The sequence below is a fragment of the Haloferax sp. S1W genome (genome assembly GCF_044593955.1).
Lineage (GTDB): Archaea > Halobacteriota > Halobacteria > Halobacteriales > Haloferacaceae > Haloferax.
Genome location: NZ_CP172595.1, coordinates 2,965,062 through 2,991,943, shown reverse-complemented (window position 1 = coordinate 2,991,943; position 26,882 = coordinate 2,965,062). Strand labels below are relative to the sequence as shown.

The following is a 26,882-nucleotide window of genomic DNA, read 5'->3' as shown; positions in this document are numbered from 1 at the left end:
CGCCTCGGTCGTCGAATCGCGTGCGGGGCACAAACTACGGGTTACCGGTAGCCGAGCGCTTCGAGACGCCGTTCGATGGACTCATCTTGATACTCTCGCGCTTCCGTTTGGCGTTCGCCGGTCGTGATTTCTCGGCGTTCGTCCGCGGGGAGTTCGAGCCACGGGACGTCGACCAGCGCCGGGATGTGGAGGTAATCGTCGTGTCCGTAAACTCTGGTCGGGAATGGGCCGGACCACTCGCCGAGTGCGTTTCCGTGGTCCGCGGTGATGACGTGCTTGCCGGGGAGTACATCGACGAGTTCCTGGACTTCGTCGAGTGCGAGTTCGAGGTTGTCCCGGTACGCTCGCCAGGCATCCTCCTCGGCGACATCGCCATCGCGAAGGCGTTCCCAGACGAGTTTCACGTCGGGAACGTCGTTGTCGAGCGACTTCGCAACCGCTCCGAGATACCCCCGGTCGTCGGGGAGTCTGAACTCGCCGATGAACGGATAATGCGGTTGCATGAAGTGGACGATGAGACGCTTGTTTGGATACTCCTCGTGGACTTCGAGTGCGTGTTCGACCATCGTCTCCGGACGGACGGTTTCGAGTTCGTCGTCCCAATCGTCCATCCAGACGTGGTCGACGTAATGAAACGGGTCGCCGGGAATCTGGTAGACGAACGGATTCGCGGTGACGTAGACGACGTCGTTCAACTCGCGTCCGTGGAAGTTCTCCTTGAGGAACTCTGTCGAGGCGCTCCCTCTCGACGTGAACGTTTCGAGCGTGCCACCGAGGGCCGTCTGATAGTCACCGCGATACACCTCCTCGAACAGGTCGAACCGGCAACCATCCAGGATGAGGAGGGTGTCCCAGTCTTGCTCTACCACGTAGTCTCCATCGTTAGACACCACCTCTTGGTAGTAATACCGGGGTACGTACCTGTTGAAGACATCCGTGTACCAATGTCGGTCGTTCCAGTTCCGGCGGAGGCCGTCGAGTACTTTTTTCGCATTCATTTGATATTGTCTCCCCCATACGCGTCCGTAGGGCGCTCGGGAACACTTCCTCCACCTCCATCAATGCTCTGCAAGTTGACACGTAGACACGACGTTGAGTAATATCAAATTTTAGGTGTGTTTTCGAATCCAGCAGCTCTACGGCTACGTGATTGCCCATCGCCCCCGTCTGGAGAAATTCGTTAGACGGCCGTTTCCGGGTCCCTCAGTCGTGTGACCCCGGCAGCGACAGCGCCTCCTCTCACCGACGAGGATTCAGCGTCGCTGGGTCAACTCGTAGTGGAGGACGCCGAGCACGGTTCGCCCGTCGCGAATTTCGCCGGACGTCACCGACTCCACTAGCTCGTCGTAGGCGACCGTCGTCGGGCGAATGCTCTCGTTGAAGTCGAGGTACTGGTCGCCTTCCTGTTCGCATCCGCGGGCGACGAAATAGTGAAACACCGAGTTGGCGATGCCGTTCGCCGGTTCGATAGTCACGAGCGGTTCCATGGTTTCGGCCACGTAGCCCGTCTCTTCGGTGAGTTCGCGGTGTGCGGCGGTCTCGTAGTCATCGTCACCCGGTTCGGTTCCACCGGCCGGGAGTCCGTGATTCGTCCGTCCGACCGCCTGCCGCCACTCGTCGATGACGACCACGTCGCCGTCGGGCGTGAAGGGGAGAATCACCACCGCTGGCGGTTCCTCGACGTAGTGGAAGTCGGTCTCCGTGCCGTCAGGGAGTCGCACGTCGTCCATTCGGATATCGAATCCCGGACAGGAGTAGTCGATTCGCGTGTCGGTGGTCTCCCACGCGAGGTCGTCGTCTGCCATACTGTGTCGTGACAGCGGTGTGTGCAAAAACGTCGCGGTCAGGGCCGGAAAAGCGGGGGGCGCGAAACCTGTGGGCTACCAGTCGAATCGGTTTTGCACCATCAGTCCGCTGCCGAAGCCCACCGAACACAGTCCGAGGAGGACGCCCGCGAGGTGGCTCTCGGCGAGCCAGTACGGAAGCGGATAGCTCGCTCGAACCCCCGTGAGGAGCGGCGAGAGGACCGGAATCTCGTTGGATTCGACGGCCGCACTTGGTGTCGCGTCGGAGCGCTGTCCCCCGACGGTCTCACCCATTGGGAGGCGCTCTGCCTCGTACGGGATAAGCGGGGTCTTGACACTCCAGACAACCTCACCGGATTGGTTCACTTCGACGATACGCTGGTTGGCTGAGTCGGTGATGAGCGTGTTGCCGTTCGGCAAGCGGTCTGCGTCACGCGGCCAGCGGAAGGAAACGCCCTCGGCGCTGTGAACCGACCACGCGATTTCCCAGTCGCCCGCATCGTTCTCGTGGAGTTCGATGATGCGATTGTTCTCGCTGTCGGCGACGAGAACCGCACCGTCACCCAACCACTGCGGGTTGTGCTGGCGGAGCATGACGTCCGGGTCGCCCTTGCCGTCGCCGTCGTCGTCCTCGTTGATTACGTCGACGACGCCCTCACCGCGCTCGACGATGACCAACTGGTTCGCGTTCCGGACCGAGACGAGATACCGGTCCTCACCGATAACGTCCACGTCGTTGATGTGAAGCCAGTCGGTCTTGGTCGGGTCGGCGGGGGCGTCGTACATCGACGAGGCGTTCCACTGCCATGTCACCTCGCCGTCGCGGACCGTAAAGACGCGCTCGCGGTCCATGTCGGTCATGAGAATCTCGCCCGAGTCGAGAACCTCGACGTCGTGGACCTCGCTGTTCGCGCGCGTCCGGACGGGGAAACTCCACTCCTCGACGACTGCCGGACCGCCCTCGGCGTCGGGGTCGATAATTCGGTACCCAGTGTGCGTACACGGTGATTCGTACGGCCCACACGCTTCGTAGCCGCTGTGCATGAAGCCCGCGGCGATACGCCCATCTTCCAGTTTCGTCACGTCGAAGTAACTGTCGGCGTCGGCGACGCGCCACGAGATGTTCGTGTCGTTGAGGAGGTAGACGCTCCCGCCTTCGTGCAGACCGGGACCGCCGCCCTGCGACCCGACGAGAGTCATTCGTTCATCGCGTGCGTCGTCAGTGTTCGTCGTCGCGGCACCGATGTCGGGCGCGAGGGCCGCACCCAGACCGAGCGTCGCCACGACGACTACGAAACCGACGAGGACGAGCGCGATTCCCGCTCGTCCGTTCGATTCACTCGCCATCGGTATTGATGTACGAAACCGGAGCGATAAGCGTTCGGAAAGACGGCGTGGGCGATGGATTCGCTTCACCGCGGTGTGTCATATTTTGGCGAGTGACAGACATGTCATTCGGCATCCTCGAACGACACCGTAGCGAGGTCCGCTTCCAACTCCTCGACGTACTCGTTGTACGCCTCGACGAACCCGGCGAACCCGTCCGCGAGTTCGCGCACGTCCGGCGCAGACGGTGGCTGGTACTGCGAGACCAGATAGACGCCGCCTTCGCCGCCGACCCGGAGGTAGGACACCTGCGGCCCGTCCCACTTCAGTTCCCAGCGTGTTCCGTTCACACGCTGTGCGAAGGTACCGTACTCGCCGTCGAAGCGGTTCAATTCCCCGGCGATGGTGTTCGAAAGCTCGCGGATGGTCGCGACGATTTGGTCGCGCTCGGAGACGATTTCCTCGGTCGTCGTGATAGCCGGGAACTCGGTCGGCACGTCGTCGAGGACGCCATCGAGCGATTCGACGTGGTCGTTGTACGATTCGACGAACGCCGGATAGTCCTGCATCGCCGTCGCCAGCGGTTTGGGTTCGGGCGGTTGCTTCGTCGAGACGACGTACGTCTCTCCGCCGGACTTGCCCTTGAACCGAAGGTACTGGAGCGCGCCCGCTTCGTACTTCAGCGTCCACGTTCCGCGGCGCGTCTTGAACGTCTCCTGTCCGTAGTCACCACCTTGGAGAATAGCGAGTTCGCGCGCGATTGTCCCGGCGTGGGACCGGACCGCCGAGACGACTTCGTCGCGGTTGGCGGCAACGTCCTCGACGCTGGTCACGTCGAAGGGGAGAGCGTCAGTCATCGTCGTGTGGAGGTGGCGGACCGGAATAAATCAGAGCTTCTTCGCGGTGTGCGCCTGTTCGGTCCGGCGGCGTGCCTGCTGGAGTCGACGCTCGGTCGCTCGCGAGAGACCACCGGGAAGGTCGCTTCGGGCCTCCGACAGTCGCTCAGCGACCCGGTCGAGTCGCGACGCGACAGTTTCGAGACTCGCGTCGGCCTGCCCGCGGTCGCCCGCTTCGGCACGCTCTGCGGCACGTTGGGCTGCTTCCGCGACGGCAGCGAGTGCCTGTGCGAGTCCCTGAACGGCGTTTGAAGCCCCGTCGCCATCCGACTGCTGTCCGCCGTTTTCCCCGCTTCCGTCCTCGGTTTGGTTCCCGGCGGCTTCGACGGCAGACTGTGTCTCCTCGGCGATGGCGGCGAGGAACGACGCGAGCGACCCTTTCCCGGTGTTCGGCTTGTCGATGCGAACACTCGGTGGCGCGTCCGACTCAGTGTCGGAGCCAGCAGCCGGGTCGGGGTTGACGCGGAACGCCCCAATCTCGTCGTCGGTGTCGCGGACTTCGACCGTGTACGCACCGCCGCTGTGGACGTAAACGGCGTCGGGACCAGTCACGGGTGCGTCGTACAGTCGCCCAGCGAAGTCGTCTTCGAGCGCGAGGTCCGAAAGGTCGCTGTCGGCCCCGTCGGCATCGACTTCGAGTTTGGTCGCCGACTCGCGCGCAACGAGCGGAATCTCGCCTTCGACACCGCCAGTTACGAGCGCGTCGTCAACACGTACCTGCTCGCTGTGGGGCGCACGACCCGCTCCGTTGACGGTGAGTCGGTGCTCGCCGGACGGGACGTCTCGAAGTACCGCCGCCCCGCCGAACGTCGGCACCGCCTCGGGGTCGCTTTCGAGTAATACGACCGATTCGGTTGTCGACTGCTGCGTCGTCAGCCCCTCGTCCTCGGGGGCTTCCTCGGTCGTGACCGCCTCGGTGATTTGGACGAAGAGCGTGTTGACGGCCGGCGGGTCGCCGATGGCATCGTATCGCTCGGCCAGCGCGGCCCGGTGGATTGGTTCGCTAATGTCTTCGGCCGGGTTCTCGTACCGAGGCTGACTCCACGGCGCGCTCGTCGTCGTGATGTGACCCGCGATGGCGTCTTCGGCGAACTGCGGCACGGCGAACTCGAAGCTCAGTTGTGTCCCGACGAAGTCCGCGATGGATTCGACTTCGCTCGTCGGGACGAGCGTGTACGCCACGTCGGCGTCGCTGTCGCGTGCTTCGTGGTCGAACACTACTCCGGTGGCACGCTTCGGGAGGTCGGCCGGTGGCGACGACAGCGCGTCGAACGACCGGACGGTCAGTGACTCGTCGACGAGGGCGTCACGCGATACTGACGGGAGGCGGTCGTCCTCGTAAATCGGCTTGCCGTCTAACTCCGGGATGACGTACGGGAGCACCGCCCCCTCGTCCCGCGGCAAGCCGTAGGCGATAGGGAGTTCCGCGAGGTCTTCGAGACGTTCGAGGGCGCGGTTGGTGATGTCGGCGAACGTGTCTCCAGACGGGACTCGCTGGAATCGGTCGTGGCTGTCGTTGAGCGAGAGGGTACTGGAGTGGGACCCGAGTTCCGAGAGGATGCGCGGCACGCGTTCGGGGTCCGGGTCGAGGAACTCGTTGTTGGGAACTTTCCGCGAATGCGAACTGGCGACGTACAACTGGGGTTCGGCGGATTCGGGGTCGATTGCGCCATCGCTGGCACTGTCGCCATCGCTAGCGCTGTCGGTTCCGTCGTCACCGTTGCCACCACCCACGTCCACGAAGACGTGCAGTACCTCCCAATCGTGCCAGTGGAAGTTGGTCGTGAACTGGTCGAACGCCGAGTATAGCCAGTACTGGACGACCACGAGGGGCGAGTCGCCGTACTGGACGACGTTGTAGAACACCGTCGGGTCGGGTGCCCGCTCACCGGTCTCGGCGATTCGAGCGTGGTATCCGTCGAAGGCGTCGAATCCATCAACTACCGTCTCGCCGTCTCGCTCGCTGGTGTAGCGGCGCGGGTCCGTCGGGAACCACGATTCGTGCTCGTCGAAGTAGAGCATCGGTGCGAACCGGGCCGCGAGTTCGCGGGCGGTGTCGTCCGAGACGCCGGACGTAGACTGGTCCGCTCCGCCCCGAAGGGCCGAACATCCGGCGACTGATGTAAGCCCGGCAGTCGCCAGTGCGCCGAGGAGCGTCCGTCGGTGGAGGGCCGGTCGGTCGGTCATCGTCTCACCGCTGACAGCGCGACGGACCATCCGGCTGTCTGCCACTCTTGGAGTGCATGTGGGTTGCGAGGGGGCATGCTATACCGGGTGCAACCAAGGGCAAAGTATAGCTCTTGTGCCCCTCGGTGAAACCCCGCCGACGCCCGAACGTCGCAGGAGCGAACTCACTCGATTTCCCGAACCAATTCCTGTACGTCCCGCATGTCGAACCGGTCGTCACCGTTGAAGTCGAATGCCGTCGCTCCGGAACCGACGGTCTCCTTGAGCGCGATTTGGTAGAGTAACTCGGCGTCTTTCATATCGACGACGCCGTCGCCGTTCACGTCCTCGTAGATGCCGTCATCGTCGGGGTCAGTCGGGAAATAGACGGTGCCGTCGACTTCGATTCCACCCGGGAACGGGACCGATTTGCGTCCTGCCCGCTCGATGTCGATGTGCCCCGCACCGCGGTACGTCTTCGAATCGTACGGGTCTTCTAACTCGTAGTCGTTGTAATCGTCTTCGTCGGTTGGTTCGTCCGTGAAGTAGTCGACATCCGGGTACGTGGTGTCGGCGTGGTTCGCCGTATTCTTGATGTGTGCTTTCACTTGCTCGGGGTCCGCGTCTGGATACTCTGCCATAATGAGTGCGGCAAGTCCCGTGACGTGGGGGGCAGCCATGCTCGTCCCGTGGAGCGTTCCGTACATCCCGGAACCACCATAGAGACCTGCCCCTCCCCCCGGTCCGATACGAATGAATCCGTACCCGTCTACCTTCGGTGAGAGCGTACTCATCACGCCATCGAACAGCGACCCACCGGAACGGACGTTTCCACCGGGAGCGCTCACGTCGACTGACTCGGGTCCGTAGTTCGTGTAACTCGACGGCGTATGCTCGGGCGCAGTCGACCCAAAGTCCGGCTTCCCATCGCCATCTGAATCAGCCGGCAGTTCGTCAAGACTGTCCACGTCTGAGCGTGGCCCAGTTGCCGACACCGTCAACCAACCGGGATGGCTTCCCTTTCCGGTGTTCGTAATCTGCGGCTCGAATTCATCGATGTTCGTGTCGTCGTTGCCGGCAGATTCGACGAGTATCGCGCCGTTGTCACGGGCATACTCCCCGACACGCCGGTAGGATTTGACACTGAGGTGCTGGCTGATACTCGGCCACCCAGGGCTCCCCGGGCCGAGGCTGAGGTTAATCGCGTCCGCACCGTTGTCGACGGCGGTCGTCACGGCGCTCAGAATCGAGGCGCTGGATTTGAACGGGAACACCTTCATGTCCAAGAGGACGGCCTCGGGTGCGACGCCGACGACGTACGGGCCGTCCTCGGAGACGCGATTCCCGTTTGCGGCGGCGATACCAGCGCAGTGCGTCCCGTGACTGCTGTTGTCGCTCGTGCCGATAGAATCGTCGAGTGAGAAGTTACCGGAGCGCTCTGTGTCGACGACGAGGTCCGGGTGGCTCGCGTCGATTCCGGAGTCGACAACGGCGATTGTGGCACCCTCGCCCGTGATGCCCACGTTGTGAAGGGATTCGACGTTCTGGCTGCGTTTCGACCACTGAACGGGGTGTGGCTCGGGAATCTCGTCTACGACTTCGTCTGTCGTTTCGAACTGTCCGTCTTCGAGGGTGCTCTCCGGGACCGAATCGGGTGAGACACCTTCGATTTCCGGTGGCTCGATGGAGAGTTCGATTTCAGGTGCGAAGTCGAGTCCGTAGCCCTCGAGGTCGCTTTCGTCTCCGTTGACCGACGCGAAGCCGACGGTGTCGGCTTCGTCGACGATTTCGACCGCCTCGCGCCACGCCGTCGACGGTGCCGAACGCGTATCGACGAGGAACTGATTCTCACGGACGCCGGTTGCAACAACTGGCGACGTTGCGACCGACAACCCACCGACCGCGGCCGCGGTAGTCTTGATAAAATTTCGACGTGTTTTACCCATGTGACATAGCAAATACTAAACATATTTATTGTTACCGAAGTTCATGCCAACTACTGACGGTACCGCACGCCGTCGTCCGAAAAAATACCGAGGATGGGTCGCGTGGCTACTCGATTCGGAGTGCGAACAGCGCCGCCGCGAGAACGGCAGTCAGTGCGGTGCTCACACTGAACCCGGGAACGCCGGTTCCCGTCGTCGTTTCGTCGGCCGTCAGTGACTCCGCCGGTGTCGTTTCCGCCGCCGTCGTCGCATTCGTGAGGGACGATTCGTTCGTCGACTGCTCCGGCGCACCCGTCGTGGGGGTAGCTGTTGGCGACGACGTGTCCGTAGTGGCGGCCGTTGGTGTACTCGTAGCCGTCGAGGTATTCGTGGAGGCAGTCGTCGTTTGCTCGTCCGCGCCGCCACCGTTACCACCGCTGTCGTCATCAGCACCGCCGCCACCGCTGCCGCCAGTGTTCCCATCGTCACCACCGGAATCACCGTCACCGCCGTCGCTGTCGCCGAGGACGAAGTTCACTTCGGTCGACCCCGTCGACTCCCATTCGAATTCCTTCGATGCATCGCGGACGGTGATGGTCACCGTTCGCTCCTCGCTCGTGTTGATGTGCTCTTCAGATACCTTCAGGTCGAAGTACCCGTCGTCGTCGGTCGTATTGGATGCGACGACCGAGCCCTCGTACGTCACTTCGACAGTGGCTCCGGCCAGTGGGTCGCCGTCGTCTTCGACAGTTCCGAAGAACCGATGCGGTGGTGACGGCGGAGATGCGATTGCTGTGCCTGCGGCACCGGTGACGACGAGCAGCGTGACGAGCGCCACCGCTGCCGTGGTCGGCATGCGTCGACTGTTCGCGTGTCGTGATTTCATATGATTTAGCACAAAGAAGTGAGTTCGCGGTTAGTTCGCGGTGGCGTTCTGCGACGCTCCGGTGTAGACCTCGTCGTCACGGACGAAGACCCAGTAGGATTCACCGCGTTCCATCGTCTCGAAGTCGCCATCGTTGTAGGAGTGATAGGCGATACCGTCGGCCGACTCGTCGTGTGCGAGGAGGTTGTAGACGGAGTCGCTATCGACCGACGAGAGCGCCGTCGTGACGTTTTGGTCGTACTCCTGATAGTGTCCAACCAGATTCCAGCCTGCGGTGAGCGTCTGTTGTGCAGGCGCAGGTGACACGACATCCGCGTTCTCGTCGCTCCCGGGCATGTTGTAGACGTTGATTTCGATAGTCGCGGCGCGGTCCATCACGAAGATGTACCCGTTGCCGCCTTCGAGCGCCGTGAAATCGTTTATCCACGCATCAGGGTCGAACGCGTCCCAAGAACCGGACTCAGCGTCGTACGCGTAGATGGCGTCGACGCCCGAGAGGTCGAGTTCGTGGAGTGGGAGGTCACCGCTTTCCGCAGGCACGGAGACGAAGTTCCAGCCTTTTTGGAGGTCGAGCGAATCGGTGTGGACGACCGTCTTCCCGTCGGCCTTGCCGTTCGTTCCGGCGAAGTCGACGTAGCTGTCGCCGTCGATAGTCACTGCCGGACTGTTACCGGTCTGTATCTGGCCTTCGGTGATAATCGTGACCGACCCGAAGACACCAGCGTCTTGTACTGCAACGATTTCACCATCGAAGCCTTCGATAGACACGTCGCTCGGCATGATGTCGCTGGCGTCGATTGGTTCGTTGAACAGCACGCGAACCTTGGAGGTGTTCGGTGTGCCGTCGAGTTGGGCTTCGTCGGTCACGTCGAGGAGGACCGCGTCAGTCGGGTGCGGTGCAGTCGTATCGACGACTGTCTGGGCCGACATCGACCTGCTGTCGACCGACCCGGTAATCTCGTAGCGCCCGTCTGCGGTATCAGCACCCGCTGGCACCGAGACAGTCGCACGATACACGTTCGTTTCCGTCTTTGTGAAGTCGGAGGCGTTCAGGGTGGTCCTAAAGCGCGCACCGAGTTCGAACCCTTCGACCGAGTCGAGTTCCCGGTTGACCCTGCTGATGGTGTATCCCGTGGTCGTCGCGTTGGTGATATCGTTCAGGGAGACGACCGTGACGACCAGCGTGCCGTCGTCGGCAGTCAATCTGAGCTCCGACGAGACACCAATCGTCTCGTTCGTCGCTTGAACGGCCTTTCCGACCGTATCGTAGACGCTGTCGGGTGCGATACCGACCTTGTCTTGGTCGAGGTCCTGTGGCGTGAGCACGCCGTTCGTCTCGAGGACGACCGTCTGCGGGCCGGTCTGGTTGACCGACTCGAAGGCGGTCACCCCGGCCGTGTTTTCGTTTCTGTATGCGAAGTCGTCGAGGGTGAACGTCTCGTTGTCACGGGGAGTAACGGTCTCAGTGAACGTGAGGACGAGCGCTTCGTCACCCGGTTCGGCTTCGATGCTAGAGAGCCTCGGTGTGCTACCGTCAACGAGCGTCTGTCCCTGTGTGAGTTTGTTTCCAGCGCTATCGGTCACGTTGGGTGCAGCGATGGTCACGCTCTCGTTGTGTATCGCACTCGGCGGCACGGATGCATTGAGCGTGAGTGTCACGAACGGCCCGACGACTCGTGACGTGTTGACCGTGTGTGTGAGATTGTTGATGACGAAGTCGCTCTCGTCCGTCTCTTCGACCGGCTCGGAGAGTTTGAGTGCGATTTCTTTGGTCCCCGCATTCGTCTCCGCGAATTCGAACGTCGGCGGGACGGTGTCCGTTTCGATACGTCGCGTCACCGTTTGGTTGTTCCCGGCACGGTCCGTCATCGTCACTTCGAGCGTGGTCGCGCCGTCAGCGAACCCAGAGGCGTTCACCGTGAGCGTCACGTTCCCTCTCGTCGCGCGTTTCGAGGTGGAGACGGACGCGCCGTTCGGCCCAGTGAGGTTCATTTCGACATCTGTGAGTTCGCTTCCCGTCTCCAACGTCAGGCTGTAGTTCTCGATGTTATGCGTGTTGACGTCGGGAACGGTGTCGAGAGTGACTGTCGGTGGGGTGGTGTCGGCAAGCGCACTGGCACCGGTTCCGACGGCACGGGCGTCAGTGTCGTGCGAATCGACGAGTTGTCCGCGACGGACGTTCACTCGGTCACTCCCGAGGTCGTCGAACGTGACGTTGGTGTCGAGGCCGAGAACCACCGTCTCGCCGCTGTGTGCGACGACAGACGTGATCGACCCCGAACCAGCGCCGTTGCCGTTCTGGTAGGCGAAGTCGGCGCGGGTGAGGTTGGTATCACCGTCACCAGCGACGACGGCTTCGGAGAACTGTACCGTCACCGTATCGCTGCCAATGGCCGCTTCGACCGATTCGATACTCGGCTTGTCGGCGTTCACGTCGAGCGTGCCGGCCGAGCTAGCGTTGCTCTGCATTCCGGTCGCGTCGGTCGCCGTGAGGAACACGCTGTAGTTCGCGTTGTCCGTGATCCGGTCGGCGAGGTCGACACTCAGGTTGCGGTCGTCGACGACGCCGTGGTCGACGGACTGCTCGTAGGTCGTGTACGACGCGTTTGCCAAATCACCAGCGGTGAAGTTCGCGGTGCTTTCGTCGTCGACAACCCACACCGTGACGTTGGAGGCGTTCGGTGCCGGGCCGTAGTCGTACGTGATGTTCAGCGTCGAGTTAGGCGCGATATCGGTCGTGGTACTCGTGACCGAGGCGTTGTCGATCGTCGGTGCCTCGTCGTTCACCACGACGACTGGCGACGTGGTCCGGGCCGTCTCCGTGTGGCCCGACTCGTTCGTAACGGCCACCTCGACGTCGTACGCACCGTCGGTCAGATTGCCCGCCGGCTTGTCGAGGTCGAGCGGGACGGTGACGGTCGCACCCGCAACGTACTCGGTCTTGTCGACCGCGTAGGTGTACGATGTGTGCTGCCCATCTGTGAGCGTGATTTTCGTCGCTGTGATGTTATCCGGAACGTCCTCGACGTACCCGTATGTCACGTCGAGAAGGTCGTCTGACTCGACGATGGTCTGGTTGTTCGGAGAAACGACCTGTAAGTCCGGCGCAGCAGAGGAGTTGTTGAGCGTCGGGGTCGACGAACTGGTATCCGTCGTGTTCTCTGTGGTCTCGTTTGTCGACGTGGTCTGTACCGTTTCGTTTGTCGACGTGTCTTCTGTGGTCTCGTTCGTCGACGTAGTCTCCTCGTCTGGACTCGCCGTCGTCTCGTTGGTTGGCGCGGCGGTGGTGGTTTCGGTCGTTTCGGTACCGTTGTCGGCCGTTTCTGTCGTCGTTTCGGTCGTCTCGTTCGTAGTCTCGGTGGGAGTCTGGTCGGTCGCACCGACCGTCTCGGTCACCCCGTCGGCGACGGGGTCCGTCTGACCGGTGCTTCCGTTTTCTGACCAGTTGGCGCTCGTTTCGAGCCCCAGTTCCACAGACTCGGAGACGTTGGACGCGACGGTGACCGAAACCTCGAGCGTCGTGCTCCCGTCGTCGGGGACCGAGATGTTGGAGACGTTGAACGTCCGGCCCGCCCCGAAGAGACTGTCTGTGGGGGTCGCACTGGCAACCTCGTCGCCGTCGGCGTCGAGGATACGGACTGACGAGAGGTCGCTCGCGGACGCGGTGTTATTGCTGCTCCCAGCGACCGTCACCGCAGTCACGTTGACCGCGCTCGTCTCGTTACTGTCAGAATCAGTTATTTCGATGGTCTGTACGACTGCCGTATCACCGGCTGTGAGTTCTCCAGCGTCCGTGCTTTGGTCTGAGAACGCTTCGGGGCCGAGAGCCTGTGCAGCGGCGGTAGCCCCTGTGAACGCGATGGAACTTCCGATTACGGAAAGCACCAAAAGCGCCGAGAGGAGAATCGCACGCATTCGATGATTGTTGTTGCCGTTTGTCATATTGGTGGATAGTTTACACTAAATGTCGGGGAGGGACCAACAGGGCCACGATTGTGTGGTGTGATTCACTATCGTGTGGTACAGGTGCCCACCACCCGCATTCATCTCAAACTTATACCAAATGCAATTGAAAACTGTTTTGAATTGTCATTCTCTTTCTGATGGTTTTCTCGGCTGGCGTTCGCCCGTCAAGTCGCGGACGGGTACTTGTCGCCCCTTCCCAAACTATGACACATCAAGTACTGTGTGGAGTTCCAGCCCCGCAATCGCTGTTTCCGTCATGATTGCGTGACGGAGCTTTCCCGGCGGGGTGCTGGACTCGCCTCCAGCAGGTCCTACAAAAAGACTCTCTCGAAGGCGGACTCGACGCAAAGTTGAAGGATTGACGGCAATCTCGGCCGAAGGGATTTACCTGTTTCAGATATCGAACGTTTCCATGGTCCCCCATCACGCAACGCGCCGAGAAGTCCTCAGCCTGTCGGGTGCCGCTCTCGCCAGCCTCGCAGGCTGTACGACACGCACCTCCAACCGCGAACAGTCGCCCTCACCAACAGCTAGCGAACCGGACTATCCACATCGCGTTGACACGCCGGATACGGTTACAGTTCGAAACCCCGACGGAGAGCCTGCTGCTGACTCGTCCGACCATTCTCCTGAAGAAGATATGTTCGAATCGTCGCCACACTGGGCGTATGAAGATTGGCTTGTAACTGCACCCGGTGAACGGGAGGCACTCAATTTTTCGCAGGCACACACGGGTGTCGAGGCGGCGAGAGACTTCATTGCCGCAACTGACTTGTCCGAGACAACGCTGCTCGTTCACCAGTACAATATCGGCCCGTGTGAAACGCGACAACTCTCCCGACTCGAATGGGGGACCGAGTTCAGTTGTGGAGATATCGAATGTACTGGCATCGCGTTAGGGTACGACCTGACTGAACGAGACGGCGACTGCAACGAGACCGGGAGTGACGGACCACCATATCGTGCGGGTTCGTACGCCAGTGAAGCCACGTTCGTACGCATTCCGGCGCAACTAGAATCATATGGGCGGTTTCGTGTTCAGGTGTAGGATTTCGTTGTGGGTGGTTTTCCAGTGAGGAGGGCGCTGCGTAGCCAGTGACATGAGAAAATCTGGAGACTGGATGACGATTTGGGACGATAGAATCCTCGAGTATCTCGGCGGGAACGACTGGGGGTCTCCAGAGTCTATCTACGGGGAGCTTGGCGACGAGACGACGCTACGACAGGTGAGAGAGCGGTGTCGCGTTCTGTGCCACGCTGGATTGGCAGCACCGCTTATCGACCATGCGAGTGCTGACGTGTTTGAGATTACCGGGTGGGGGCAGCTGTATCTCGAAGGGACGGTGAATGCCGGGTTGATTCGGCCGATCCCGAAGCCGAGACCGCCGGATAAGGTGCGGCCGGATTACTGGGCGGGCTTTGTATAGAGAAGTGGCAAATGAATGATTTCGTTTTTATGTATTAGACCAACATGATAGTTAGATATAATATATGTCGATGTTAAGACACTACGAACACATCTAATTTAGGTTAACCTAGAATATTCTGTGAATCTAAGTCGAGCTTTCGAACTACAAGGCCTCTAGCATAGTTTGAGTAAAGTTCTCAGATAATTACTAATACGCCTCAGATAACCAGACAGGTATGACACGGAGCGGAGAAAGCGTTATATATACACGATATAGTCTAGAAGACTGTGACCTGACACGATTTCCCTAGGCAACCCGGAAGGACTCGATCCCCGCTGCAACGGGGGTCGGGACACACCCGACAGCAAGCCCTCCGGTAGAATACACCTGTATTCGTACTCCGGAACGTCAAATAGCTTGTGGGTCGGCGAGATGCATCACGACATATCCGAAATAAATGGACGATATTTCAGAAAAGTACGAACGGCTCGTTGAACACATACAGAACCATCCAGAAAACCAAAACAGAACCTCCATTCCAAGCCAAATCAAAATCGCAATTTGGCTCTATGAAAGGGGAGTGACCGAACCTCGTGGCATCAGGCACCGGAGGAAAAAGATCGAAGAAGAGCTTGATGTGACTCTTGAACATGAGGTTGACAACACCCTAGAAAATGTCGCAAAGACAGACGCTGTTAACCTTCATGCACCACTGAGTGGACGTTCGTTTATTGCCAGTGATCGATTAGATGGTCTCGAGTTTCGACCGTCAGAGGAAGTCATTGAGATTGTAGATCAGGAGGTTGAGCTTCTAATTCGAGACTTGGAGAACCAAGGCTCAGAGGGCGCAGGAGAAGTCGCGGCCGATGGAGGAAATGAAGATCCCACAAGTGTCAGAGAAGTCGTCGCAAAGGCGCTAGGTGTTGCACCGAGTCTAGTGGAGAGAGAGTTTCTCGAAGAGGGCGATGGAGTAGAGCGAATGAATAAATACGATACGGCTGTTCAGGCTGTTGAGAGTTCCCCTAATGTTACAAAAGGGGAAGAATATGTGCCAATCGGCTGGAGGAACGCGGCCCACCGGTACCAGCTCAGCTCAGTGGGTGTGAAGTTAGTTGAATATTCGAAGGGGGTTTCGGACTTCTAATCCACACAGGTCTTCCTTTTCAATCAGGAATTCTCAGCCCAGCAAACCACGGGATTAGGAGTGTTTAGATTTTCTTGCACATGACTTATTATTCACCTAGATAGACAGTTGGTAGATGTTGAGTGTTCAATTGACACAGGTGTCTTCTGGCGACCCCAGTAAGATACAGGCCATCCTCGAGGTTGCCACAATATTTGTTGTGGTCGGGTTTGGGCTACTCATCACTCGAGAATATGTGTGGAGACTGTTTTCCGAGACAAAGATTACGGCATCAAGAGTCCTTCTAATTGGTGTTTTATTCATAGCCACATCAAGTATTACAGGTGCGTCTGATATCGGGTTACTTGCTTTGTTAGTTACCTCCCTTAGCTCTGTTTTTTTCTTGTACCCGGTCTACGTACGGGATACAGAAATTACAGAAGGTGGTAATGAAAATAAATTGTATTTGAAGTCAGTGGTGGTTTCAATTGTATGCCTTATAATTGGTATAGAGTTTCTTCCGTCCCCACAAATCGTAGAAGCAGGCAGTACATTATCGATATTGTCACTTTACAGTATAGTGAGTACCGCCTGGGCAGGGATAGGGGTAGCCCACCCGTACTTGGATAAGACCCTTTCAAACGAGAACGGTGAATCAACCGACGAAGACGAGAACGGTGAATCAACCGACGAAGACGAGAACGGTGAACCAACCGACGGAGAAGAAAAAGATAGCAGCAATAGAAGGGAGGAGTAGAAGGGATGTCTAACCAATTACTACAACTACTTGGTTCGTATGATTTGTTCGGGAAGTCGGTACCTGGAGCTGCCTTGTTATTTGGTATTTTGGTGTTACTGCCTGGTGGGGGCTCTGGCCAAGGTTTCGAACTAAGCGGATCTCTGGTTAATATCGCTGCACTATTGGTAATATTATTGTTGATTGGTTTGATGGTTGGGCAAGGGCTCCACACACTTGCAGATAACATCGAGAAAGGTTTCAACTGGGTACTGATTGCTGTTGTGAAAATCAAACAGGTGATTGTAGTCAAATTTGGTATCGATTTTCACTTTGACCACATGAAGTCTCCATTATATAACAAAGAAGGTGAGACTAGCGAGAGCGATTTTAACCGTAATTTCTTATGGAGCCTTCAAGATGGAACAGTAACGTGGGTACAAAACAGGTTTTGGGGGACGTTTGACTCTCTAGTCAGCCACAGATACCTCTTTCATAAGTGGATTGTATGGAACTACGAAACAGGAATCACGCTTCCATTTGACGACCGAGATATCGAAGGAAAAAGAGACCTGTTTTTAGACAAATTCAACGAAGAATTCGAAGAAACATTTGGGGTGGATCCAAAAGATCTAGTCTTTGTTGATAATAGGCCCTCAAATAACAGAGAACTCGAACGTGCATACGTTCTAGTCACATCTTATCTTGCGCAGAAAGGGATTCAGGGACACAGACAATTCCAATCAATCTACTCTTTTTGTCGGAGCCTATGGGTGGTATTCTTTATTCTCACAGGGTTGTATTCCTTAGCAATATACCAGCCATTCGGTCAATTGGGGCTTCTGAACCAAGACCCCATACTATTTACGATGGTTCCAGATACGCTGTTGAACTTGATTCCACTGGTTACTGCATTCGCAACCATTGTATTTTTCGATGCATCTGGAACATACAAAAACCACTTCATTGAGTATCTTATCGTTTCATTTGTAAACGCTGGCGAGGAGTCCGAAAGTGAGCTAGGTGACCAGTCGAACTTGAACGAGTTCTAGTTGTTTCACCACAGTCTGAAATTAATAGGAATTCTTATATGTCTACCAAATACGTCTTTTTTAATGCTTGGAGGTAGTAAATCAAGTATGAATGAAACCACTGGGCAGGACAACAAGTCTTCGGACACTGAATCGGAGGTGATGTCAATTGAAGACGCGATCCGTGGTTTTCTCAATGAGTATGAGTACCTCCATGAGTTTCGGTTACAAAAGTTGCTTTACATCGCTGAGATGATTAATAGTGTATCCAAGGAGAATCGACTTACAGATGCAGAATTCAAGCCGTACATGTACGGGAGCTATTCAGAGGATTTGAGCGACACGCTTGAGAATCTTGACGAAAGCGGTGAGATACCATCCGAACCAGATTGGCAGTACGGGAAGACGGCTACAAAATATCTTGGAACTGCCGATCAGCAGGCCGAACACGAGATAGATCACAACAATCTGTTCCAAGAGATTCGTGAAGCCCTGAAGGGAGTGACAAGCGAAGATCTGGGTAAGTGGAGCAAAGAGACATTCCTATACGAGAATACAGATTTCGGGTCCGAGATGAGGTTTGATAGACTGGATAAAGATAAAGCTATCAACGATCTAGAGAAGATATCACCAAAACTTAAGAATGTCTTAGAAAATCGTCTCTAAATAGTAAGCATAAGACACTCGTCTATCATTAACGCCACCGACTCTCCAAACTCGTCCGATACCGCATCCTCAACACTGACGTGTTACAACAGTCTTTGACCGTCTGCGGCGGATACGCATCTCGAACGTTCTCGAGGTTCTCGTAGCTCTCGATCAAGTGGGTGAGCGCCGCGTCGATCACGTCGCTCCGTGGTGGGTCGTCCGACGCATCTCGCGCCACGATCTCGCTCGCCTTGTCGAACAGTAGCTGGCGTTCGTCAGTGAGCTTCAGGCTGGTTCCCGTGGTCATTTATGAATCACCGTATGCACCGGGGGTCGGTTTGCGCGTTTCTCGAGTGAGTGAACACCGATTCTTCTTATACCCCAGGTGAGCCATGACCGCGACCGCGTTGCTCACCCGCTCGAGCTGGTCCGAATCTATGCACGGTGACCGTCGTCGACGACGGTGAAGGTGCATACATCGAGGATGGCGTATACATTCGCGAGCTACCCCGCGGGGTCGGTGTTGAGAAGGGGTCTGCGCGGGGTTGCTCGCCGTCCGAACGCTTATCCTCCGAGAACGATTCAGTTTTCGTATGGCAAGCGCGACCCGTGACGACAACGGCGAGGAGGGTGTCGAGTTCATCCACGAGGATGACGGGAGTATCACCGCCCGTGACATCGAAACGGGGATCGCATCCTTCGGCGAGACGAAGTCTGAGGCGCTCCGTATGCTCTCGGAAGCGCTCGTACTGCACGAAGGTGATGGTGAGCCCGTCACTGATGAAGACCTCGAGGAGTGGGGACTCGACCCCGACGAGTTCGACGAGAAAGAGCTTCCAGACTTCATGCAGTAACGTGGGGCGAACGACATTCTCCGGCCGGGAGGTCGTGAAGGCGCTAACCCGCCACGATTTCGAACCCACCGGTCGCACCGGAAGTCACGTTCAGCTGCGGTACGAACATCCCGAAACTGACGAAGTTCGAGTCGTGACCGTCCCGATGAAGTCGGATATCCCGACTGGAACGCACCAATCCATCGCCAAGCAGTCCGGTGCAAAGGATTTCCACTCGTGGTGCGAGTGGATTGAAGAAGCAGTCTGAAAGCACCCGCTCACTTCGTTCGCGGGAACGGCTCAGATTCGAACTTCCCTCGCTACCGCTCGGGCGTTCGAATCTTCGGTCTCCCATGCAACCGCATTCGGAGTGCGAGCGACAAAACAGTCGCTCGCGGTCGTAGAATTGGGGTAGAAATGGGCCGGCTCAGATTCGAACTGAGGTTACGGCCACCCGAAGGCCGAAGGATACCAAGCTACCCCACCGGCCCGCATTCTGACGCAAGCCGCGGCCGGCTTTAACAGTTATGATTAGCTGCAACTGACAGACCGAGTAGCACACCACCTAGTACTGCGTGTACCCCGCCGTATCGAGGTAGTTGTGCGCCACCGTAATCGAATGGTCGGCGTGAAGCACCTCGGGTCCGAGCCGAACCCGCTCGTCCGAAGCAGCCGCCAACAACTCCGCCTCGTCCTCGGTAAAATCGTTGTGGTCCGACAGCACGAAAAGCGGGTGCTCCGGGGGTTCGACATCCACGACCGGGTCGCCGTCTTCGTGCAGTTCCACCACAGTCGCATCCCGCGCAGCATCCTCCAGCGTGGCCTCGAAGCCCATCCGCCGAATTGAGACGCCCGGCGACGACTCGGCGGGCATGTGGCCGATGGCCTCGTCGCGCTTCTCCAGCGCCTTGCGAATCAAAGCGGCCGTCGAGCGCTCGTCGGGGTTGAGACGCCGCAACTCGGAGCCTTCGAATCGGACAGTGTACTCGTCGCCGAGGACGAGGTGAACGCGCACGTCCTCGCGAATCGCGTGCGAGAGGAAGAACGCGGAGTTGACACAGCGACAGAGCACGTCGAGGCGGCCCGCGCCGCCCGCGATGTCGTCGAGCGAGAAGTCGGGCGTCGTCGGGGCGTCGTGGCCGAGGACGATAAATTGGCGCATAGACGGAGTCGGCCCGAGAGCGCCTTAGGGCTATCCACTCCGGGCGGTCGGGTCACGTGAGCGCTGCCGCTCGTGAGAACGATGAAAATGGAAAATTGACGGTTGTGCGCGCGACAGTTAGCCCGAACTTAGGCGGGCATCTGTCCGCCCGGAGCCTGACCGGAGCCTTGACCGTCGGAAACCGGCTCAGGTGCGCCTTCTTCCTTGTCACCGGTGACGAGGAAGTCGGCGAGGTTGCCGACGAGGACCTCGTTGTCGGCCTCGTAGGCCGCACCGGGCGACATGAAGTCGGAGTCACCGATGGCGACGACGTTGTCACCCTGCACTGCGACGGTGAACGGACCGCTCTGACGCGTGGAGTCGACCTTCGTCTCACCGCCCGCGACGAGGGCAGTCGTGCCAGCGCCGGACGAGACGGAGACGGGAGCAGCGTCGCGGAAGACAACCTGGTCGACGCCTTCCGTGAGCGACGTGTTCGTCTCGGACGTCGCGTAGACGTTCTGGTAGTTCAGGTAGTAGTCGTGCATGTTGTACAGCGACGACGACCCGAACGTGACGCCGTAGTCGGAAGTCAGTCCGGCGTCGCCACCGGACGACCCTCGCGACATGGGTGCGAAGAGACCGAAGAGGCTGATACCCTCTGCGGACTGCGGGTCGCCGAGGAGGGCGACGCGACCACCGGCGTCTTCGAACTTCCGAAGGGCGGTGAGTTGCTCACCTTTGTAGGGTTCTTCGGGGTTGACGACGACGAATGCGTCGGCCTTCCGAAGGGAGGAGTTGAAGTTCCGCCGCGCGTCTTCACGGGTCAGGTACTTCACGTTGTGCCCGTTGGCGACGAGCGCATCCACAAGCGGTTGGATGTCCTTCTCACTCACGTCGTTGCGGTGCGCCACGTCGATGAGCACCGTCTTCGACTCGGTGTTAGCGTCCATCGTCACTTTCCCGGTTTCGGGGCCGGGCGTGACGACGAGTTCGTTCGCGTCGTACTGCTGTTTCGCAATGTTCGTCGTGTTTTGCTGCTCGTTACTCGTGAACGCCTGGGCGTACGGCACGATGGCCGCGCCGACCACGATGAGGGCGACGACGACCACGAAGACTGCCACACCGCCGAGGAGGTTACGCTGAGACATTTCCAATCACCTCATCTTCGTACTGAACCTGACCGTACACCATCAGGAACTGCGGCGCGCGAACGCCGTCGTATCCGACGGGACTCTCCTTGACGACAACGGTCGAGTTGCCGTTCTGCGCGCCGAACAGGAAGATACCGAAGCGGTTTGCAGGCTCCTTCTCGACGACTTCGTAGTTCTCTAAGCCCGCTTCGGTGGCCGCGTGGTCGATGGCCTTCTGCATCGTGCCGATGTCGTCGACGTACCCGTTCTGGGACGCGCGAGCACCGGTGTAGACCTTCGCGTAGGCGACTTCTTCGCGGGACATCGTAAGTTCGTCACTGCGGTGGCGCATGACGCTGCCGACGAAGGCGTGCTTCAGCGTCTCAATCTGCGCCTCGCGCTGGTCGACTGTCATCGATGCCTTGTCGGGACCCGTCCGAATCTCGCTGGAGGGTGCCGGGAACGGTTGGGAACCGCGGACACCGACACTTCCGACCATCGAGGACGGAGTCGCGTAGATGTGGTCCGACGGCAACATCGTGTAGTACGCACCTGACGCGCCCATTCCTTGGACGCTGGAGACGACTGGCATCTCCTTCGCGGTGCGGTTGACCGCAAGGTACATCCGCTCAGACGCGGACGCTGAGCCACCAGGACTGTCGACCTTTAGGACGACAGCCTTGATGGATTCGTTCTCTCGCGCTTCTGTGAGGTCCTCTTCAAGCTGGTCAGCTGTGTACGAGGAGATGTACCCATCGACCGAGATGACCGCAACCCTGTCGGGTTCAGGGGCGACCGCATCGGAAACGATGGGGGCGAGGAATGCTCCAACTAGGACGGCCGCGACGAGGGCGAGGACGTAGACCGTCTTCCTCGTCGCGTTGGAGGATTTGGATACCATACAGCGTTCCACACTTTACAATCGATTGTCAAAACACTTGTCATGTGTAAAGACAGTGTTGTAGACACCATTCTGGGCGTCTCAGCGCCCTCCTGCGAAAAGTGGGGTCGGGATCAGTCAGTCATCCGGTTCGAGGTCAGTCAGTCAACCCGTAGCCACGCCGAAAGAGAGTGACGTTCACGGCGATGACGACGAGCGTGAGTCCCGAAAGAACACCCAAAGAGAGATTGGGATTGACTTCCGTGACGCCGAGGAAGCCGTATCGGACGCCGTTGACCATGTAAATCATCGGATTGAGGAGCGACGCCTGTCGGAAGGCTTCGGGAATCTCGTTGAGCGAGTAGAAGACGCCGCCGAAGAAGACCAACGGTCGGAGGATGAACTGGTTCATCATCGTCAGGTCGTCGAAGTCGTCGGCCCAGAGACCACCGATGACGCCGAACCCTGCGAACAGGAGGGTGATGACGAGCATGAAGGCCACGAGGTAGAACGGACGGGCCACGCCGACGGCCGTGAAGAACGCGCCGATGAGAGCGACGAGCGCGCCGACGAGAATCCCGCGAGTCGCACTGGAGAGGACGTACGCGCCGACCATCGAGGTGTACGACAGCGGTGACGTGAGTGCCTCTTCGATGTAGCGGTTCCAGCGGCCGTGGAAGATGGAAAAGGAAGCGTTCTCGAAGGCATTCGAGACGGCCCCGAGGACGATGAGACCGGGGAGGATAAACAGAATGTAGGGGACGCCCGCAATCTGGTCGATGCGTTCGCCGAGAATGACACCGAACACGGAGAAGTACAGGACGTTGGTGATAAACGGCGGGACGAACGTGTTTCGGGGTCGGCGGACGAATCGGAGGACTTCACGCCGAAGCAGGGCGTAAAAGCCGGTCACGTCGAGGCTTGCGAGGCTCATTGCTCAACCTCCATCGTGGCGCGGCCCTCGCCCTGTCTCGTCATCGCGACGAACACCTCTTCGAGCGACGTGCGCGAGATTTCGAGGTCGACGATTTCGTGGCCGTCGCGGTCGAGGGCCTGCACCACGTCGGGGGCGACGAGACCACCCTGCTGGGCGGTGACGACCAGTCGGGTACCGTCGAGGTCGACCGAGTCGACCCGGTCGTCGTCGGCCGCGAAGTCCGGAACCGCCGTCGGTGGGTCGCGGAGTTGGACGACGATATCGTCGGTGCCGCGGTCCATCAGTTCGTCGGGACTGGCGACTTCGAGGACGCGACCCGAATCGAGGATAGCCACCTCGTCACAGAGGCGTTCCGCCTCCTCGATGTAGTGTGTGGTCAAGAGGATAGTCGTCCCGCGGTCGTTGAGGTCGGTGATGGTCTCCCAGAGTTCGTGTCGGAGTTGCACGTCTACCCCCGCGGTGGGTTCGTCGAGGATGAGCAGGTCCGGGTCGGTGATGAGCGCCCGCGCGAGCATGAATCGACGCTTCATCCCGCCGGAGAGCCAATCGAATCGCGTCTCCCGCTTGTCGTAGATGCCGACGCGCTTCAGCACGTCGTCGGCACGCTCCCTCGCCTCGACCTTCGGAATGCCGTGGTAGCCCGCTTTGTGTTCGAGCACCTCGTGGATGGGGAAAAAGCGGTCGACGTTGAACTCCTGTGGTGCCAGACCGATACGGTCGCGGGCCTCCCGGTAGTCGTCGTCGACATCGTAGCCGAACACGCTCGCCTCGCCGCCGGAATTCCGGACGAGACCGACGAGGATGTTGATGAACGTCGTCTTCCCCGCGCCGTTCGGCCCTAATAATCCGAAAAACGAGCCCTCCGGAACGTCGAGGTCGATTCCGTCGAGTGCCCTGACATCGCCGTAGGACTTGGTTAGGTCGCGTATCTCTATCGCGCTTGGCATCTGTTGGTACGTGGTCCGAGGTGGACCCGATTAAGCGTCGTGGACGCGGAAGTCGGTGCGAATCCGACCCACGGGTGCGCCAGTAGCTGCACCATGTGTGCCATTGTGTGTCAAATTAAGGCCTAAAATTCGACTGCAATGAATAAAGTCATTAACGAATATTATCATTATCAATCATTAACTATTTGTAGTACTCTCGACTCCACCCAAGCGAGGCAACGAACAATGGCAGTATCCGTACACTCCGCAGCATCCCACCGCACGCCGACCATCCGCAGCATCGCCCGCTACCGACCACCGACGCCACCAACGTAACCAATGACGAACCGACGAAACACGACTCGAACCGACACACAGCCCCGCCAGACAACTACTACTCGCACGACCCGTCCTTCGCGGCGCTATCCCAACAACGAGGAGAACATGGACGCGCCGCTCGTCCCCTTCATCCAAGAACCGGGTGAAGAAGACGAGATGACGGATATTCGGCGCGAACTCGCCGCCCTCCGTACCCAACTGAACCGCATCGAGCGAGCGATGCAGAACCCGACCGACACCCAGTAACCCCTCACCCGATGAACCCGACAGAACTCGACGACGACGTTTTCGCACAGGATGTTGACAACCAGAAGGGCCGCGAACTCCGCGAGATGCTGAACACGCAGGACTTCGTGTTCGCACCCGGCATGTACCACGCCCTTGACGCTCGACTGGCCGAGATGACCGGCCACGACGCCGCGTACATGTCCGGCTATTCGACCGTCCTCGGGCAGTTCGGCTTCCCGGACCTCGAGATGGTCACGATGACCGAGATGGTCGAAAACGCCAAGCGCATGGTCGAGGCGACGAACCTCCCGGTCATCGCAGACTGTGACACCGGCTACGGCGGCATCCACAACGTCCGCCGCGCTGTCCGCGAGTACGAGAAGGCTGGCGTCGCCGCCATCCACATCGAAGACCAGACGACGCCCAAGCGCTGCGGCCACATCGCGGGCAAGCAAATCGTCTCCCGAGAGAAGGCTCGCGCCCGCTTCGAAGCGGCCGTCGATGCGAAGCAGTCAGAAGACACCGTCATCATCGCCCGGACGGACGCCTACGGCTCCGCTAACGGCGACTGGGAAGAACACCTCGAACGTGGTCGCATCTACGCCGACGCCGGTGTCGACCTCGTCTGGCCAGAGATGCCGAACCCGTCCCGCGAGGACGCGGTCAACTACGCCGAGACCATCCACGAGACCCATCCGGACCTGAAGCTCGCGTTCAACTACTCGTCGTCGTTCGCGTGGTCCGAAGAGGAAGACCCGCTCACGTTCCAGGAACTGGGTGACCTCGGCTACAAGTACATCTTCATCACGCTGTTCGGTCTCCACTCCGGCGCACACGCAGTCTACGAGGACTTCAAGAAGCTCGCCGAACAGGACGAAGAAGGCCAGTTCGACCTCGAACAGCGCTACCTCGACCACCCGACCGAGAGCCACCACGAACTCTCGTTCGTCTCGCGGTATCAGGACATCGAGACGCAGTTCGACCCCGAGGCGCGTCGCCGCATCGAATCCTCGGAGGGGTTCAGCGAGGAACAAGCCGACCCCATCACGACGAACGACGATGACTGAGCGACGACACGACCGTGAGTTCGTGCGGACGTTCTTCACCTCGCCCACGGCGGTCGAAGGCGAGGAGGACTCCGCCAAGATGCTCCGCCGAGCGGCCCAGCTCCGCGGGATGCAGGCCCCCGACGTGTGGGTGCCGGACAACGAAGACGCCACTGCACCCTCGATGCGCGACGAAGGCGTCGAGAACATCATCGAAGTCGTCTCCGAACATGGGGCCGACTTCCCCGGCGAGATTCACCCGCGCATGGTCTGGCACCGCGACAGCCCGACCACCCGCTATCAGGGCTTCCAACACATGCTCGACGTCGCAGACCCCGAACGGGGCGCAATCGAGCACATCGACGGCTTCGTCATCCCCGAAGTCGGCGACATCGACGACTGGAAGAAGGCCGACGAGTTCTTCACCATCGTCGAAAACGAACACGGCCTCGAAGAGGGCAGTATCGCCATGTCTGTCATCATCGAAAGCGGGCAGGCCGAACTCGCCATGGGCACCCTCCGCGAGGAGATGGGCAAGCCCACGAACAACCTCGAACGGTTGTTCTTGCTCGTCGACGGCGAAGTCGACTACACGAAGGACATGCGCGCTATCACGCCGACGGGCGCACTCCCCGAGTGGCCCGAACTCCGGCACAACACCTCGCGCGGTGCGAGCGCCGCTGGCCTCATCGCAGTCGATGGCCCGTACGACGACATCCGCGACGTGGACGGCTACCACGAACGCATGCAAGAAAATCAGGCGAAGGGGATGCTCGGCATCTGGTCGCTGACGCCCGGACAGGTCGTCGAGGCGAACCAGTCGCCGCTGCCGCCGAAGACCGGAAGCTGGCTCTTCGACACCGGCGACGGCGAGGTCGAACTCGACTCCGAAGACGGCGTGGAAGTGTACGAGGGCGACCGCGTGTCGCTCTCGGAGACGACCGACGGCTACGAACTCACCATCGGCGGGTCCACGCGGGTGCTCGACAGCGACGAGTTACACGAGGAACTGCTCAACATGACCGCCTACATCCCGAGCATGGACGACATCGTCGACTCCATGGAGGAGTTCGAGGCGGCCAAGGAGGCCGGTCGCGGTGCCATCGCCATGGAACGGTCGGCGACGCTCCGCATCGGCGACACCGAAGTCGACATCGCCACCGACCGCATGTGGGACGAAGCGACCTATCAGGCCGCGATGACACCCATCAGCCTGTTCCAGGACGTCTACGAGAACCGTCCGGACCAACACGAGGAACTGATGGAGATGTACGGCGAGGATGTCGTCGAGCGCGCGATGGAGGTCGGTCTCTAATCGCTCGCTTCCCGGCAGGTGGTCGCCATCGACCACACTGCCGGACACGGCTACCTGATTCCACCCTGGTCTACTCGGCGTGACCGCCCGGCACCGTGGGGGCGGCACGTGACGCTCATTTTTCGCCCGTTTTCGACGCTACGCTCAAGTTCGCTCCGTGCGACTCGCCGCCTGTGGACGACCCAGT

The 26,882-nt window shown here is 59.3% G+C and carries 25 protein-coding genes and 1 tRNA gene; 11 read left to right on the top strand and 15 right to left on the bottom strand.

Going from position 1 to position 26,882, the window contains the following annotated elements; translation table 11 throughout:
- Positions 1–41: 41 nt before the first annotated feature.
- From ACH9L7_RS15625 to ACH9L7_RS15590, 8 genes are all read right to left on the bottom strand, one after another.
- Positions 42–998: a hypothetical protein gene (locus ACH9L7_RS15625; protein ID WP_396611608.1), complete on the bottom strand. Its 957-nt coding sequence runs from the start codon at positions 996–998 to the stop codon at positions 42–44.
- 255 nt (positions 999–1,253) lie between these two features.
- Positions 1,254–1,805, bottom strand: a complete 552-nt coding sequence (locus ACH9L7_RS15620) for an NUDIX hydrolase (RefSeq protein ID WP_396611607.1) — start codon at positions 1,803–1,805, stop codon at positions 1,254–1,256.
- A 75-nt stretch (positions 1,806–1,880) separates the two neighbouring features.
- On the bottom strand, positions 1,881–3,152 hold the full coding sequence (locus tag ACH9L7_RS15615; protein ID WP_396611606.1) for an arylsulfotransferase family protein: 1,272 nt from the start codon (positions 3,150–3,152) through the stop codon (positions 1,881–1,883).
- A gap of 104 nt (positions 3,153–3,256) precedes the next feature.
- Positions 3,257–3,988, bottom strand: a complete 732-nt coding sequence (locus tag ACH9L7_RS15610; RefSeq protein WP_396611605.1) for a hypothetical protein — start codon at positions 3,986–3,988, stop codon at positions 3,257–3,259.
- A gap of 30 nt (positions 3,989–4,018) precedes the next feature.
- Complete coding sequence (locus ACH9L7_RS15605; protein WP_396613298.1) at positions 4,019–6,214, bottom strand: hypothetical protein; 2,196 nt, start codon at positions 6,212–6,214, stop codon at positions 4,019–4,021.
- 164 nt (positions 6,215–6,378) lie between these two features.
- Positions 6,379–8,139 (bottom strand): S8 family serine peptidase, encoded by a 1,761-nt coding sequence (locus ACH9L7_RS15600; RefSeq protein WP_396611604.1) that lies wholly within the window; start codon positions 8,137–8,139, stop codon positions 6,379–6,381.
- Positions 8,140–8,245: 106 nt separating this feature from the next.
- Positions 8,246–8,974: a PGF-CTERM sorting domain-containing protein gene (locus tag ACH9L7_RS15595; protein ID WP_396611603.1), complete on the bottom strand. Its 729-nt coding sequence runs from the start codon at positions 8,972–8,974 to the stop codon at positions 8,246–8,248.
- Between the two features lie 60 nt (positions 8,975–9,034).
- Positions 9,035–12,919 carry a surface glycoprotein gene (locus ACH9L7_RS15590; protein WP_396611602.1) on the bottom strand — a complete coding sequence of 1,295 codons (3,885 nt, stop codon included), beginning with the start codon at positions 12,917–12,919 and terminating at the stop codon, positions 9,035–9,037.
- A gap of 463 nt (positions 12,920–13,382) precedes the next feature.
- On the opposite strand from ACH9L7_RS15590, the gene ACH9L7_RS15585 reads away from it, so the two are divergent.
- The 6 genes from ACH9L7_RS15585 (at position 13,383) to ACH9L7_RS15560 (ending at position 17,935) form a co-directional block, all read left to right on the top strand.
- Positions 13,383–14,018: a hypothetical protein gene (locus tag ACH9L7_RS15585; protein ID WP_396611601.1), complete on the top strand. Its 636-nt coding sequence runs from the start codon at positions 13,383–13,385 to the stop codon at positions 14,016–14,018.
- Positions 14,019–14,070: 52 nt separating this feature from the next.
- Positions 14,071–14,397: a repressor phrH2 gene (locus ACH9L7_RS15580; RefSeq protein ID WP_396611600.1), complete on the top strand. Its 327-nt coding sequence runs from the start codon at positions 14,071–14,073 to the stop codon at positions 14,395–14,397.
- Between the two features lie 439 nt (positions 14,398–14,836).
- Positions 14,837–15,523 (top strand): hypothetical protein, encoded by a 687-nt coding sequence (locus tag ACH9L7_RS15575; RefSeq protein ID WP_396611599.1) that lies wholly within the window; start codon positions 14,837–14,839, stop codon positions 15,521–15,523.
- Between the two features lie 139 nt (positions 15,524–15,662).
- Positions 15,663–16,259 carry a hypothetical protein gene (locus ACH9L7_RS15570; protein ID WP_396611598.1) on the top strand — a complete coding sequence of 199 codons (597 nt, stop codon included), beginning with the start codon at positions 15,663–15,665 and terminating at the stop codon, positions 16,257–16,259.
- A gap of 5 nt (positions 16,260–16,264) precedes the next feature.
- Positions 16,265–17,290 (top strand): hypothetical protein, encoded by a 1,026-nt coding sequence (locus ACH9L7_RS15565; protein WP_396611597.1) that lies wholly within the window; start codon positions 16,265–16,267, stop codon positions 17,288–17,290.
- Positions 17,291–17,353: 63 nt separating this feature from the next.
- Entirely contained in the window at positions 17,354–17,935 is a 582-nt protein-coding gene (locus ACH9L7_RS15560; RefSeq protein ID WP_396611596.1) for a hypothetical protein, read from the top strand.
- 28 nt (positions 17,936–17,963) lie between these two features.
- Here ACH9L7_RS15560 and ACH9L7_RS15555 read toward each other — a convergent pair whose 3' ends face one another.
- Positions 17,964–18,224, bottom strand: coding sequence for a hypothetical protein (locus ACH9L7_RS15555; protein WP_396611595.1), 261 nt, complete (start codon positions 18,222–18,224; stop codon positions 17,964–17,966).
- Positions 18,225–18,510: 286 nt separating this feature from the next.
- On the opposite strand from ACH9L7_RS15555, the gene ACH9L7_RS15550 reads away from it, so the two are divergent.
- A complete protein-coding gene (locus ACH9L7_RS15550; protein ID WP_396611594.1) occupies positions 18,511–18,771 on the top strand; it encodes a hypothetical protein in 261 nt (86 codons plus the stop codon).
- Between the two features lies 1 nt (position 18,772).
- Positions 18,773–19,018 carry a type II toxin-antitoxin system HicA family toxin gene (locus ACH9L7_RS15545; RefSeq protein ID WP_396611593.1) on the top strand — a complete coding sequence of 82 codons (246 nt, stop codon included), beginning with the start codon at positions 18,773–18,775 and terminating at the stop codon, positions 19,016–19,018.
- Between the two features lie 150 nt (positions 19,019–19,168).
- Here the strand turns inward: ACH9L7_RS15545 and ACH9L7_RS15540 are convergent.
- From ACH9L7_RS15540 to ACH9L7_RS15515, 6 genes are all read right to left on the bottom strand, one after another.
- Positions 19,169–19,241: transfer RNA gene (locus ACH9L7_RS15540), tRNA-Pro, on the bottom strand.
- A gap of 74 nt (positions 19,242–19,315) precedes the next feature.
- On the bottom strand, positions 19,316–19,912 hold the full coding sequence (trmY, locus tag ACH9L7_RS15535) for a tRNA (pseudouridine(54)-N(1))-methyltransferase TrmY (RefSeq protein ID WP_396611592.1): 597 nt from the start codon (positions 19,910–19,912) through the stop codon (positions 19,316–19,318).
- A 128-nt stretch (positions 19,913–20,040) separates the two neighbouring features.
- Positions 20,041–21,042 carry a hypothetical protein gene (locus ACH9L7_RS15530; protein ID WP_396611591.1) on the bottom strand — a complete coding sequence of 334 codons (1,002 nt, stop codon included), beginning with the start codon at positions 21,040–21,042 and terminating at the stop codon, positions 20,041–20,043.
- Positions 21,029–21,925 (bottom strand): S49 family peptidase, encoded by an 897-nt coding sequence (locus tag ACH9L7_RS15525; RefSeq protein ID WP_396611590.1) that lies wholly within the window; start codon positions 21,923–21,925, stop codon positions 21,029–21,031. The genes ACH9L7_RS15530 and ACH9L7_RS15525 overlap by 14 nt, the downstream gene beginning before the upstream one ends.
- A gap of 136 nt (positions 21,926–22,061) precedes the next feature.
- Entirely contained in the window at positions 22,062–22,838 is a 777-nt protein-coding gene (locus ACH9L7_RS15520) for an ABC transporter permease (protein WP_396611589.1), read from the bottom strand.
- Entirely contained in the window at positions 22,835–23,788 is a 954-nt protein-coding gene (locus tag ACH9L7_RS15515; RefSeq protein WP_396611588.1) for an ABC transporter ATP-binding protein, read from the bottom strand. The genes ACH9L7_RS15520 and ACH9L7_RS15515 overlap by 4 nt, the downstream gene beginning before the upstream one ends.
- Positions 23,789–24,106: 318 nt before the next feature.
- On the opposite strand from ACH9L7_RS15515, the gene ACH9L7_RS15510 reads away from it, so the two are divergent.
- From ACH9L7_RS15510 to aceB, 3 genes are read left to right on the top strand one after another with little or no spacing between them, the layout of a single operon-like run.
- Positions 24,107–24,352 carry a hypothetical protein gene (locus ACH9L7_RS15510; RefSeq protein WP_396611587.1) on the top strand — a complete coding sequence of 82 codons (246 nt, stop codon included), beginning with the start codon at positions 24,107–24,109 and terminating at the stop codon, positions 24,350–24,352.
- A gap of 11 nt (positions 24,353–24,363) precedes the next feature.
- On the top strand, positions 24,364–25,401 hold the full coding sequence (gene aceA / locus ACH9L7_RS15505) for an isocitrate lyase (RefSeq protein ID WP_396611586.1): 1,038 nt from the start codon (positions 24,364–24,366) through the stop codon (positions 25,399–25,401).
- Positions 25,394–26,695, top strand: coding sequence for a malate synthase AceB (gene aceB / locus ACH9L7_RS15500; RefSeq protein WP_396611585.1), 1,302 nt, complete (start codon positions 25,394–25,396; stop codon positions 26,693–26,695). Before aceA ends, aceB begins: the two co-directional genes overlap by 8 nt.
- Positions 26,696–26,882: the final 187 nt, after the last annotated feature.